This is a genomic window from Nocardia sp. XZ_19_369 (assembly GCF_015355715.1).
Taxonomy (GTDB): Bacteria; Actinomycetota; Actinomycetes; order Mycobacteriales; family Mycobacteriaceae; genus Nocardia.
Map to the genome: position 1 here is coordinate 375,766 of NZ_JACVED010000008.1, position 13,013 is coordinate 388,778.

The following is a 13,013-nucleotide window of genomic DNA, read 5'->3' on the forward strand; positions in this document are numbered from 1 at the left end:
TCGAACATAACGCACAGATTTGATGTTCGAAAGATTGATTTTCCACCACGATCAGTGTTCTATAGCAGATGTGGCGAGCGTAGACCGACTGAAGCAGATCACCGAGGCCGTGCGCGAAGCAGGCCAACTCGGGGTGGCCGAACTAGCAGAACGCACCGGCGCTTCGGAGATGACCATCCGCCGCGACCTGGAGACGTTGGCGAGCCAGGGCATCCTCGAGCGCTATCGCGGCGGCGCGCGCACCTTGCTGCTGCGCGGCGACGAACCGCCCTTCGCCATGCGCGTGCACGAGGGCTTGGAACTCAAGCAGCGCATTGCCGCCGAGGTCGCCGGCCTAATCGCCGACAGCGAATCGGTCGTTCTCGACAGCGGCACCACCTGCCTCGAAGTCGCCCGCGCACTGGCACACCGGCGCCTGACCGTGCTGCCACTCTCGTTGCACGCGGTGCACGCCCTCACCGACGCACCCCAACTGACACTGCTGGTACCCGGCGGCAAGCCACGCCCCGGCGAGCTGGCATTGACCGGCCCGCTCACCCTGGCGGCGCTGGCCGCCTTGCGATTCGACACCGCGATCCTCGGCTGCTGCGGATTGACCGCGGCCGACGGACTCACCGCCTACGACCTGGACGACGCCGCCGTCAAGCGCACCGCGATCGCCTCGTCCCGCCGGGTCATCGCGGTGGCGGAAGGTGCGAAACTTTCGCGCACCGCCCTCGCCTTCGTCGCACCGGCCGCGGCCTTGCACGCCGTCGTCACCGATCACACCGCCGCGCCCGAGGACACCGACGCGCTGGCCGCCGCGGGCGTCACCGTGCGGCGAGTGTGAACAGCCTCAGACGATTTCGAGATCGTAGGTGACCTCGACCCAGAAACCACCGGGCTCGTACTCGCCGCCGAGCGTGAGGATGTAGTCGCCGCGGCGCAGATCGTCCAGCCGGCACCAGAGGCCCCAGGCGTTCGCCCGGTAGCGGCCCGCCGGACCGAACGGCGCGTCGGGCACCGCGTCGACCAGGAACGGGCTGCGGTTGGCGACTTCGCGCAGCGGCAGGGAGACGCCGTTCAGCTCGGCGTGCCCGCTCGCCGTGGGTATCACCGGAACCCGCCGCGCGAACAGCGATGACTTCTGCAGGATATTGAAGGCGGGGAAGAAGATCGGCCGACCGAACGGCACCGAGCACTTCCTGCTGACCTTGCCGCCGAATGTGCCTGCGAGAAACCAGACGTCCGCGGGCTGTTGCTCGCCCGCGAACTCTCCGGTCTCGTCGCTGACCGGATTTCGGTCGGCGGGTATCGCCATGGCCCACTGCCACCATCGAGCCGCGAACTCGATGTCCCTACGCTGCATAGCCACCCACCTTGATCAACAAGCCTTGAACGATGGTCAGGATAGCCAGGTGCCCCGTTTGGGCCCGAGGCCGCCGGGTAGGCGGGGGCCATGACTGTGAGAACGACACATCGCGCCACCAGGCCGCGTGCGGAGCGGGGCACAGCATCACTCGAATCACTGCTCAGCGCGGTCGTCACCGCCGCCGTACTGATCATCAACTCGGTCGGGGCGACCGCGACCGCCAGTCTCGGCATCATCTCGGCGCTGGTCCTGATGCTATGAACCGGTAGGTTGCCGCGTCCGCGTGAGCGGCGCGTGTTCACGCGGGCGCATGACCACGTTCACACCGTGTTTACGATGTCCGAATGCTTATTCACGACGCGCCGGGAAGTTCGCCCCCACCCGCCGAGCAAGCGGGCGCCGCGCGGCTCCCGGAACGTCGCGTTCGACCGTCGACCATCTGGTGCGGCATTGCCGCCGCGGTGCTCGTGCTCGTGGCGGGTGAGCTCATCGCCGCGCACATCAATGCGCTCGGTCCGCTGACGAGTCTGTTCCGCGATTACGTGGGCAGGCCGAAGTCGGCGACCACCTCGTGGGCGGGGTTCCTGCTGGCGCTCGTCGGCGTCACGGCCCGCGTGCGGGTGACCGCGCTGGCCGCGGCGATCGCCATCGACGTGGTGTTCGTGGCGATCCGGGCCGTCGAGGGCAGGCTGTTCACCGTCGGCAACGGTCCGACCATCGTGCTCACCGCCCTCGCGGTGATCGCGGCGGTGCGTTGGTCCGGCGAGCGACGTCGAACGGCGTTGCGCGCCATCACTTTCGGTGCCTTGCTGATCCTCGCGACCAAGATCGGCGAGATATGGCTGGACATCACCGCGTGGGCCTGCCCGCGGGTGCTCGATCCCTACGCGCAGCTGGCCGACCACGCGCTCGGCAATCCCTCCTGGTTCGTCGGGCACGTGCTCGACATCGCGGGACCGGTGCCGCTGAGTGTGGTGCGCTGGGTGTATTTCGAGCTTCCGGTCGCGGCCATCGTCGTCGCCGTCTGGCAGCTGCGCAATGTGACCACCGGCGAGTGGCCGCGGCACCATCTGGTGCGAACCTTCTTGGCGCTCGGCCTGATCGGCCCGCTCTTCTACGTGATCTTCCCGATCGTCGGGCCGATTCTCGCCTTCGGGCCGCAGGGCAACGGCCTGGAGATCGCCGACGTCTGGCCGGATATCGTTCCGCCGCTGCCGTTTTCGGTAGGGCCGATGCCGTTCGACGGCATCACCCCGCGCAACTGCATGCCGTCGCTGCACACCGCGTGGGCACTGTCGCTGTTTATCCACTCGCGCCGTGGCCCACGGTGGTTGCGTTATGGCGGCGCCTTCTGGCTGGTCTGCACGCTCATCGCGACCCTCGGGCTCGGCGCCCACTACGGCGTCGACCTCATCGCGGGCGCCGCATTGTGTCTCACCGTCGAATCCGTCCTGCGCGACCCCGATCGAGGATGGGACCACTACCGAATCCGTGTGGTCGCCTTGGGTATCGCCACCTTCGCCGCCACCCTTCTCGCCACCCGTTACCTGGCCCCCACTATGGCCGCCCATCCCCTCCTCGCCGGATTCGGCTTGCTCGCCATGCTCGCCGCGCTGTCCGCCACCTTCTACGCCACCTGGTTCGCGCCGACCCGGCCGGGGAAAGCGCAAGCGCCGGAAGGCGAATCCGCTGCGGTCGAAAGTTCGGTGGTGCGCTGAGCTGAATGAGCGATGGGCTCCGCTGTGGTAAAGCCTGCGGTGGAGCCCGTCGCGTATTCATCAGACCTTCTTGTGGATCCGATTCGAGACTGATCGGCGCGCTAGCGTATTCCTGCCGATGCTGCTCGACACCGGGCTGAAGCCGCAGCATGTGCAGCTGGATCCGAATCGGCCGAGTTTCGTGAACATCCCGGTGCGGGGAAACCCCGGCTGGTGAATTGAACACGCTGGTATGCGGGCACGCATCGACGGTGGCGGCATTCGTCCGCACCGGATTGCCCGCTGACGCCCCGCCCGGGTTCTGGTGCCCGATGTTCTGAGGGCTTGTCCGGGTGCAGGCGTGCACGTTCACTTGTCGTGGATTGTGTCGAGTCGAGACGAGTGATCGTGAGACCTGTGCGCCGCTGGTCGGTGCGCCGCCTATGCCCACGGTTGCGGGGTTGGAGGTGCTGTGGCCGGGCAGCGTGGGACGACTTTGCTGGGGATACTGGGCGATCGGGCGGCGGAAACGCCTGATCGGACGGCTTATACGTATCTGTCCGACGGCGGTGACGCGCAGACGCTCACCTATCGCGAGGTGTACACCGCGGCGGCGGATCTCGCGACGAAGGTGCAGGCGGTCGGTGCGCCGGGAGACCGGGTGCTGGTTGTTTCGGTATTCGGGCCACAATTTCTGACGTCGTTCTTTGCTTGCATATTGGCGGGGCGAATTCCGGTTCCGGTCGCGAATCATCAACCCGGCGCTGTTTTCTCGGATATGTCGGCGTTCGCGGCGTTGGCGCTGGATTGTGCGCCGTCGGCGATCCTGGCACCGCGCGCGGTACTGGATCAGTTGCGCGCGGCGAGCGCGGAGTACCCGCCGCTGGCCCGGCTGGTCTGGCTCAGCAGCGACGAACTGTCGGGCCACATCCTGGAGCAGGCGCAAGCACCGGCTCCCGATGAAATCGCCCTCCTGCAATACACATCCGGTTCGACGCGCGCCCCACGCGGGGTCATGGTGAGCCACGCGAACCTGACACACAATCTCGCCCTGATCGAGGACGCGTTCGGGCATACCCCGGAGAGCAAGGGCGTCATCTGGTTGCCCGCGCACCACGACATGGGGCTCATCGGTGGGCTGTTGGAGCCGCTCTACGCGGGCTTCCCGGTGGTACTGATGTCGCCGGAAGCCTTCATCCGCGACCCGCTCACCTGGTTGCGTGCCATCTCCGAGCACGGCGGGACCACCAGCGGCGGGCCCAATGTCTGCTACGACTACAGCGTTCGGCGGGTATCTCCCGACGACGTCGCGACGCTGGATCTGAGCCGGTGGGAGGTCGCGTTCGTCGCCGCCGAACCGATCAATCCCCGTGCTCTGCAACGCTTCGCCGACCATTTCGCACCGGCCGGATTCCGGCCGGAGAGCCTGCTGCCCGGGTACGGTTTGGCCGAGTCGACCCTGTTCGTCAGCGTGACCCCGCGAGGTGCGGGGGTGCGGTCGACGCAGCTCGCCGGGCGCGATGTGGTCAGCTGCGGGGTGGTCTCGGGTGGCAGCGCGATCATCGCCGATCTGGACGGGCACACCCGCCTCGAACCCGGTGAAATCGGCGAGATCTGGCTGGCCGGGCCGAGCGTCGCCGGCGGGTACTGGGGCAAGCCGGCGGAGACCGAGGAGGCGTTCCACGCCCAGCTGCCCGGCGATCCGGTCACCTATCTGCGCACCGGGGATCTCGGGTTCCTGCACGGTGACGAGCTTTTCGTGACCGGGCGGGTGAAGGAGCTGATCATCATCCGGGGGCGCAATATCGCGCCACAGGACGTCGAATGGTCTATCGAGACACAGCATCCGGCACTGCGCCGTGGGCGGTGCGCGGCGGTCGGGATCGACGTCGACGGTGATGAAGCGCTCGCGGTGCTGCTGGAGGTCGACGCGGGCAAGCTCGATATGAGCCTCGCAGAGCTGGAAACCTCTATCCGGCATACGATCTCGCAGGCCTATGGTCTTGACACCCATCGCGTCGTCTTCCTCTCGCCCGGCGAGTTGCCGAGAACAACCAGCGGCAAGGTGCAGCGGCTGAAAGCCAAAGAGATGTTCCTCGGTGAACCCGAAAACGTTGCGGCAGAGTCTTCTTCTGTGCTCGACCAACTCACCCGGTGGATGGCGAACCAAATGGGTGTCGAGCCTGCGGCATTGGAGGCCGAGAAGCCGATGACCGCGCTGGGGCTGGATTCGGTGAAGGCCAGCGAGTTCGGCAGTTATGTCGAGCGTGAGTTCGGCTATCCGGTCTCAGCGGAGCGGTTGTTCGAGGGGCTGACCTTGGCCGGCCTGGCGGCTGAGCTCGTCGGCGAGGTTTCGGGTGAGGGGCCGATGCCCGAACCTTATAGTCGCGCACGGATATCCAGCGCTCCGGTCGAATTCAGTCTGTTCTTCTTCGCCAGCGATGCGGACCCGGACAACGCGAACCGATACGGTCTGTTCCTCGACTGCGCTTCCTTCGCCGACGAGCACGACTTCCGTGCGGTGTGGTTGCCGGAGCGGCACTTCCACCGGTTCGGTGGGCTGTTCCCCAACCCAGCGGTGCTGGGCGGGGTGCTTGCGCGGACCACGAAGCGGATTCGGATCCGCGCGGGCAGTGTCGTACTGCCGCTGCACGATCCGGTGCGCGTCGCCGAGGACTGGTCCGTGGTCGACAATCTCTCCGGTGGTCGCGTCGACATCGCGTTCGCCACCGGGTGGAATCCCGACGACTTCGTCTTGGCCGCAGCGGATTACCCGGACCGCGAGCAGGTGATGCTGTCCGGTGCGGACAAGGTCCGGCGGCTGTGGCGGCGTGAAGCGCTCACCCTGCCCAATGGCAAGGGCGAGCAGATCGAGGTTCGGACCTTCCCGCCGCCCATCCAGCCCGAATTGCCGCTGTGGATCACCTGCAGCGGCGGGATCGGCCGCTTCGAGCAGGCCGGAGAGCTCGGCGCCAATGTGCTCACCGCGCTGCTGTTCCAGGATGTCGACGAGTTGCGCACCAAGATCGAGGCCTATCGCAAAGCCCGTGCGGCGCATGGGCACGATCCGCAGGCCGGCCATGTCACCCTGATGCTGCACACCTTCCTGGACCCCGACGAGCAGACAGCCAGGCAGGTGGTCGAACAGCCGTTCAAGGACTACCTTCGCGACTCGGTCGACCTGTGGCGGCGCGGCGCGGAACCGTTGAACAATCTGAGCGAGGCCGAGCAGGATCGCGTGCTCGACTATGCGTTTGCCCGGTACTTCCACACCAGCGCTCTGCTGGGCACACCGGACCGTGCTGCCGAACTGATCGACGAACTGGCCGCGGCAGGGGTGAACGAGATCGCCTGCCTGGTCGATTTCGGAGTCGACCAGGCGCAGGTGCTCGGCGGGCTGCGTCATCTCGCCGAGTTGCGAAAGCGGTGGTCCGCCAGCACAACTCAGCCCACCACCCCGAAGCGTTCCGGTGCCATGCCGATCCGGCCCACCACGCCGAACCAGCCTGACGCCACAGCGATCCAGTCCCCCATGGCGCTGAGCCAGCCCGGTCACACGCCGAACCAACTGGCCCCCATGCCGAACCTGCGCGGCCACACGCCAATCCAGCCCCACCACGCGACCACACCACCCAGCCCGACGCAGCAGCAAGACCTCGGCGAGTCCATCCGCAACCGGCACGCCTTGGCCCACCGCAACAGCGGCGGCGTCCTCGCCAAGGCCCGCGATTTCGACCTCGCGCGCCGATTGCGCGAGGCCGACCTGTTGCCGTTCTATCCGGACCTGAGCGACTCCGACGGCGCCACCTCCCGCTACGAAGGCCGTGAGCTGATCATGCTCGGCTCCAACAACTATCTCGGCCTCACGGCGGACCCACGGGTCAGGCAGGCAACCGCGAACGCGGCACTCCAGGACGGCCCGAGTGTCACCGGTTCCCGCCTGATGAACGGGTCGACCCCGGCGCACGGTGCCCTCGAACGCAAGCTCGCCAGCTTCCTCGGCCGCCCGGACGCACTGCTGTTCACCACCGGCTATCAGGCCAATCTCGGCTTCCTGTCGGCCTTCATGGGCGCGGGCACCGTGCTGGTGGTCGACGAGGAATGCCACGCCTCCATCTACGACGGCGCCGCCATCGGCGGGTGCAGGCTGATCCAGTTCCGGCACAACGACATCGCCGACCTCGACCGCAGGCTCCGCACCGAGCTGGGCGGACTCCCCGCCATGGTCATGGTCGACGGCGTGTACTCGATGTCTGGTGACATCGCCCGCCTCGCCGAGATTCGCGACGTCTGCGACCGCCACAACGTACCCCTGGCCGTCGACGACGCCCACGGCCTCGGCATGATCGGACTGACCGGTCGCGGCGTCGAGGAGGAACTAGGCCTCCCCGGCACCGCCGACATCCTCACCGGCACTTTCTCCAAAAGCCTCGCCTCCGTAGGCGGCTGGCTGGCCGGCCCGCACGACCTGATGGACTGGGTGCGCTATTACGGCCGCTCCCAACTTTTCTCGGCCTCCATACCGCCCCCCGCGGTCGCCGCCGCAGCCGCCGCCCTCGACATCCTCGAAGCCGAACCAACCCGCATGACGAAACTCCGCGAACTCTCCGCACACTGGCGAAAAGGCCTGTCCGAGTTGGGCTTCGACACGGGCACCTCACGCACCACGATCGTCCCGGTATTCATCGGCGACGAACTCCAATGCCTCCTCTTCGCCAAACACCTACTCGACGACGGCATCTACGCCAACTGCGTCCTCGCCCCCGCAGTCCCCGCCAACCGCGCCATGATCCGCACCACCGTCACCGCCGTCCACGAACCCCACCACCTCGACCGCGCCCTCGCGATCTTCGCCAAGGTCGGCCGCGAACTGGGCATTATCGGCGATTAGCTGCGGCCGAGCGGACTCTTACAGCGCGGCGAGTTCGGTGACGAGGTCGTCTAGGCCGAGGGAGCCTTGGGACAAGGCGACCATGTGCCAGGCTTTCAGGTCGAAGGTTTCGCCGCGGGCTTCGGCGGCGGCTGCGGCGGCGGCGCGGCCGCGGAGCCAGGCGCGTTCGCCGAGTTTGTAGCCGATGGCTTGGCCTGGCCAGCCGAGGTAGCGGGTGAATTCGCTGTCGAGGTAGTCGTCGGTTTGTCCGAAGTAGCGGCCGAAGAATTCTCTGGCGTTGCCGGGTTCCATCGGCTCGCCGGGGCGGTAGGGGGAGTCGGGTGGGTAGGCGAGGCCGACGTGCAGGCCGATGTCGAGGATTACGCGGAGGACGCGCAGCATTTGCACGTTGAGGTAGCCGAGGCGGTGGCCGGAGTCGGTGAGGTAGCCGAGTTCGTCCATCAGGCGCTCTGCGTACAGGGCCCAGCCTTCCGAATTGGCACTCACGTTGCCGACGGTGACCTGATAGACCGAGAGTTGGTCGGCTACGTAGATCCATTGCGCGAGTTGGAGGTGGTGGCCGGGGACGCCCTCGTGGTACCAGGTGGAGACCAGGCTCCAGACCGGGATTCGGGTGCGGCCGAGCGTGGGTAGCCAGGTGCGGCCCGGGCGGGTGAAGTCGAGGGAGGGCTCGGTGTAGTACGGCGCGGCCGCACTGCCTGGCGGCGCGATCATCGACTCGACCCGCAGCAATGGTTCGGCGAGGTCGAAGTGGGTGCCTTGTAGATCGTTGATGGCTTTGTCGATCAGATCCTGGAGGAAGCGGCGGGCGTTCTCCGCACCGTCGAGCGCCTGACCTTCCTCCTCCAGCCAGTGCATGGCTTCCATCGGAGTCGAGCCAGGCAGCACCTTGTCCGCCTCGGCCCGCATCTGGGCGTCGACCTCGTGGAATTGCTCCCACGCCCAGTGGTAGGCCTCGTCGAGGTCGAGATCGGCGCCGTTCCAATAGCGGGCCCAACGCTTATAGCGCTCCCGGCCCACCGTGTCCGGAACGCCGACGGCCTTGGGGCCGTAGACATCTCGCAGCCAGTCACGCAGTTCCGACACCGCGGCCGTGGCTTCGACTGCGGCCGAAGCCAATTCGGCGCGTACCGATTCCGGGGCCGCGCCGACGAATTCGCCGAACCAGCCCCCCGGCTCGTCCCCCACCCACTCGCCCAATTGCTGCACCACGGTGCTGACCTGCCGAGGTGCGGCTTGCAGACCGCGATCGATGCCTTCGCTCAGGGTGGACCGATACTGGCCCACCGCGGTCGGCACGCGGCGCAGTCGGCGGCCGACGGCCTGCCACTGCGCCTCGGTGTCGGTCGGCAGCAGGGTGAACAATTCGCGCAGCTCGTGCACCGGCGATGCCAGGTTGCGGATCGCACGGAAATGTTCGCCTGCGTCGTGCACCGCCAGCTCAGCCGTCAGACGCTCGCGCAGCAGCTTGGCACAGCGCCGTTCGACCGCGTCGGTAAAGCCGCCGGATGGCTCGGCGGCGTCGAGCTCGGCCAGAGTGGTGCGGGCGAGTGCGGCGGTCGCGTCGAGACCGGCCGGGGAAAGATCGGGGAGACGATCGTCTTCGGGGTGACGCCCCAGGCGAGCCGCGACCAGCGGATTGTGCTGAGCCAGGGCGTCGACATACGCGTCCGCGATGCCGCGCGCGGTACGCCTGGGAGTCGAATCGATTGTGTTCTCGTCCATTTCATCGACTCTGCTCGAAACAGGCGCTCATGACAAGGTCAACCGCGACCGTAGAGCACTCGGGCCAGTGCGGCCAGCAGGCGATTGTCCAGCGGGCGACGCGTGAACGTCGTCGTCCGCACCGGGCTCGAAAACCGCTGACGAGTAATGGCTTTGGCAGCGGTCCACTCGCGCAACCCGTCCGGACCGTGGATGCGGCCGAAACCCGAGTTCCCCACACCGCCGTACGGGAGCGCGGGCACACCGGCATAGGCGACCACCGAGTTCACCGACGTCATCCCGGACCGCATGCGCCGGGCGATGTCCATGCCGCGGGCACGCGCGAATACCGCACCGCCGAGGCCGAATCCGGTGGCGTTGGTCTTGGCCAGCGCCTCGTCCATGTCGGCGACCTCGGTGACGACCAGCACCGGCCCGAAGGTCTCCGCCTGGACGACCAGAGCGTCTTCCGGCACATCCACCAACACGGTCGGCTGAATGTAGCGCTCACCGATCCCGTCGAGTCCGCCGACCAGCGCACGGCCACCGCGCTCCACGGCGTCGGCGATGTGCTGCCGGACGACCTCCACCTGTTCTGGCATGGTGATCGGCCCGATCGGTTGTCCCGCACCGGCTTTCAGATTACCGGCAATCGCAACAACCTTGTCTACGAACGCTTCGTAAACCCGCTCGTGGACATACGCTCGCTCCACCGAGATACACACCTGCCCGGCATTGCTCATCGCGCCCCACACCGCGGCGTCGGCCGCCGCTGCCAGATCGGCATCCGCGTCGACTAACAGCGCGTCCGAAGCACCGGCGTCGACCAGCACGGGAGTGAGCGTTTCGGCGCAGGCGGCCAGCACTTTTCGCGCGGTGGGCAACGACCCGGTGAAACTGATCTTGTCGACACCGGACCGGCACAGCGCCTCCCCGGTCGCGTCGGCGCCGGTCACCGTCTGGAACAGCCGATCGTCCCCGGCGACGCGACCGAAACTCTCGGCCAGCCACTCCCCGATCCCCGGCGTGTACTCACTGTGCTTGAGCACCACGGTATTTCCGCCGGCGAGCGCGTAGGCGGCCGTCCCGACCGGACCGAAGACGGGAAAGTCCCACGGCCCCAGGATGCCGATCACCCCGAGCGGCCGATACTCCAGCCAGGCCGCCTGATTCACCATGAACGGCCCGGACGCCACGCGCCGCGGGCCGAGCACCTTGCGCGCGTGCTTGGCGGCCCAGTCGATGTGCTGGACCGCGACGATCACCTCGATCGTCGCGTCCGCCCGCGATTTTCCGTTCTCCGCGTGCACGAGATCTTCCAGCTCGGCGCGACGCCGGAGCAGCGCCGACCGCCACGCGGTCAGTACCCGCCTGCGCTCGTCGAACCCGGCGTCGGCCCACGACGCCTGCGCCGCGCGGGCCCGCCGGACCGCCGCACCGACCTCGGCGGCGGAGTGGACCGGATAGGTGCCGATCACCGCGCCGCCGGCCGGATCGAACGACGTGAAGCGCTCCCCGACCGCGGCGGTGAAACCCTCGACCGCCACCTCGGACTGTCTCTCGATCACTCTCGCAGTGTTATCGACCGCTCGGTTGTGCGAAAGACGTCAGTCGAGGGGGCTCAGCCGCAGACCGCACCGTAGGACGCCGACCCGACCAGCTTCGAATACTTGGCGAGCACGCCGCGGGTGTAGCGGGGCGGCAACGGAGCCCAGCCCTCGCCACGGCGCGCGAGCTCGTCGGCCTCGACGAGCAGGTCCAGTGTGCCCGCGCCGACATCGAGCCGGATCTGATCGCCGTCGCGCACGAACGCGATCGGACCGCCGTCCACCGCCTCCGGTGCCACGTGTCCGACGCACAGTCCGGTGGTGCCACCGGAGAACCGCCCATCGGTGAGCAGCAGCACGTCCTTGCCGAGACCGGCGCCCTTGATCGCCGCGGTGATCGCCAGCATCTCGCGCATGCCCGGACCGCCCTTGGGACCCTCGTAGCGGATGACCACCACATCGCCCGCCGCGATGGTGCCGTCCTCGAGCGCGTCCATCGCCGCCCGCTCACGGTCGAAAACCCTTGCGGTGCCGGTGAATACATCGGAGTCGAAGCCCGCCGACTTGACCACGGCGCCGCCGGGCGCGAGCGAGCCTTCGAGAATGGTGATGCCACCGGTCGGGTGGATCGGCGAGGTCATCGCGCGCACCACCTTGCCGTCGGGGTCCGGCGGTGCGATCTCGGCGAGGTTCTCCGCGACCGTCCGCCCGGTCACGGTCAGGCAATCCCCGTGCAGCAGACCGGCATCGAGCAGTGCCTTCATCATCACCGGCACGCCGCCGACCCGGTCCACGTCCGTCATCACATGCTGGCCGAAGGGTTTCACGTCAGCGAGGTGCGGCACGCGACGGCCGATGCGCGCGAAATCCGCCAGTTTCAGGTCGACGTTCGCCTCGTGCGCGATCGCGAGCAGGTGCAGCACGGCATTGGTGGAACCACCGAACGCCATCACCACGGCGATGGCGTTCTCGAACGCCTCCATGGTCAGGATGTCGGAGGTCGTGATGCCGCGCCGCAGCAGTTCGACCACCGCTTCACCGCTGCGCCTGGCGTAGCCGTCGCGGCGGCGGTCGGTCGCGGGCGGTGCCGCGCTGCCCGGCAGCGACATGCCGAGCGCCTCGGCCGCACTGGCCATGGTGTTGGCGGTGTACATACCGCCGCAGGCGCCTTCGCCGGGACAGATGGCCCGCTCGATGGCGTCCACGTCCTCGCGGCTCATCAGCCCGCGCGAGCAGGCGCCGACCGCCTCGAACGCGTCGATGATGGTCACCTCGCGCTCGGTGCCGTCGGACATCTTCGCGATGCCGGGCAGGATCGAACCGGCGTAGAGGAACACACTCGCCAGGTCCAGCCGGGCGGCCGCCATCAGCATGCCCGGCAGCGATTTGTCGCAGCCCGCGAGCAGCACGGAACCGTCGAGCCGCTCGGCTTGCATCACCGTCTCGACGCTGTCCGCGATCACCTCACGCGACACCAGCGAGAAGTGCATCCCCTCGTGGCCCATGGAGATGCCGTCGGAGACGGAGATGGTGCCGAACTGCATCGGATAGCCGCCGCCGGCGAACACACCGTCCTTGGAGGCTCGGGCGAGCCGATCCAGCGACAGATTGCACGGGGTGATCTCGTTCCACGAGGACGCCACCCCGATCTGCGGCTTCTCCCAGTCGTCGTCGCCCATCCCGACCGCGCGCAACATGCCGCGAGCAGCGGTTTTCTCGAGGCCGTCGGTGACGTCGCGGCTACGTGGCTTGATATCGGGGGCGTTCGGATCAGTGGACACGATCCCCCATCATCCTCTCCCGCTTCGCAACCTCACCACCCC

At 67.7% G+C, this 13,013-nt stretch carries 8 protein-coding genes; 4 read left to right on the forward strand and 4 right to left on the reverse strand.

Going from position 1 to position 13,013, the window contains the following annotated elements; translation table 11 throughout:
- Window positions 1-70 precede the first annotated feature (70 nt).
- Entirely contained in the window at window positions 71-829 is a 759-nt protein-coding gene (locus IBX18_RS29930; RefSeq protein ID WP_194836835.1) for a DeoR/GlpR family DNA-binding transcription regulator, read from the forward strand.
- A gap of 6 nt (window positions 830-835) precedes the next feature.
- On the opposite strand, the gene IBX18_RS29935 is transcribed toward IBX18_RS29930, so the two are convergent.
- Entirely contained in the window at window positions 836-1,348 is a 513-nt protein-coding gene (locus tag IBX18_RS29935; protein WP_194836836.1) for a hypothetical protein, read from the reverse strand.
- A gap of 90 nt (window positions 1,349-1,438) precedes the next feature.
- Between IBX18_RS29935 and IBX18_RS29940 the strand changes: the two genes are divergently transcribed.
- The 3 genes from IBX18_RS29940 to IBX18_RS29950 all read left to right on the forward strand — a co-directional run bounded on the left by IBX18_RS29940 (window position 1,439) and on the right by IBX18_RS29950 (window position 7,939).
- Entirely contained in the window at window positions 1,439-1,612 is a 174-nt protein-coding gene (locus tag IBX18_RS29940; RefSeq protein ID WP_194836837.1) for a hypothetical protein, read from the forward strand.
- Window positions 1,613-1,695: 83 nt separating this feature from the next.
- Window positions 1,696-3,069: a phosphatase PAP2 family protein gene (locus tag IBX18_RS29945; protein ID WP_194836838.1), complete on the forward strand. Its 1,374-nt coding sequence runs from the start codon at window positions 1,696-1,698 to the stop codon at window positions 3,067-3,069.
- A gap of 451 nt (window positions 3,070-3,520) precedes the next feature.
- Window positions 3,521-7,939, forward strand: a complete 4,419-nt coding sequence (locus IBX18_RS29950) for a MupA/Atu3671 family FMN-dependent luciferase-like monooxygenase (protein ID WP_194836839.1) — start codon at window positions 3,521-3,523, stop codon at window positions 7,937-7,939.
- Window positions 7,940-7,957: 18 nt separating this feature from the next.
- On the opposite strand, the gene IBX18_RS29955 is transcribed toward IBX18_RS29950, so the two are convergent.
- The 3 genes from IBX18_RS29955 to ilvD are packed head-to-tail and all read right to left on the reverse strand — an operon-like array spanning window position 7,958 to window position 12,971.
- On the reverse strand, window positions 7,958-9,664 hold the full coding sequence (locus IBX18_RS29955; RefSeq protein WP_194836840.1) for a DUF885 domain-containing protein: 1,707 nt from the start codon (window positions 9,662-9,664) through the stop codon (window positions 7,958-7,960).
- 38 nt (window positions 9,665-9,702) lie between these two features.
- The gene (locus IBX18_RS29960; RefSeq protein ID WP_194836841.1) at window positions 9,703-11,211 is read right to left on the reverse strand and encodes an aldehyde dehydrogenase family protein; all 1,509 of its coding nucleotides are present in this window, start codon (window positions 11,209-11,211) and stop codon (window positions 9,703-9,705) included.
- 53 nt (window positions 11,212-11,264) lie between these two features.
- Window positions 11,265-12,971, reverse strand: a complete 1,707-nt coding sequence (gene ilvD / locus IBX18_RS29965; RefSeq protein WP_147130440.1) for a dihydroxy-acid dehydratase — start codon at window positions 12,969-12,971, stop codon at window positions 11,265-11,267.
- Window positions 12,972-13,013: the final 42 nt, after the last annotated feature.

What these genes read in the sequence shown, in the direction of transcription:
- IBX18_RS29940 (WP_194836837.1), top strand. Translation starts at nt 1,439, where the DNA reads ATGACTGTGAGAACGACACATCGCGCCACCAGGCCGCGTGCGGAGCGG.
- IBX18_RS29955 (WP_194836840.1), bottom strand. Translation starts at nt 9,664, where the DNA reads ATGGACGAGAACACAATCGATTCGACTCCCAGGCGTACCGCGCGCGGC.
- IBX18_RS29945 (WP_194836838.1), top strand. Translation starts at nt 1,696, where the DNA reads ATGCTTATTCACGACGCGCCGGGAAGTTCGCCCCCACCCGCCGAGCAA.
- IBX18_RS29935 (WP_194836836.1), bottom strand. Translation starts at nt 1,348, where the DNA reads ATGCAGCGTAGGGACATCGAGTTCGCGGCTCGATGGTGGCAGTGGGCC.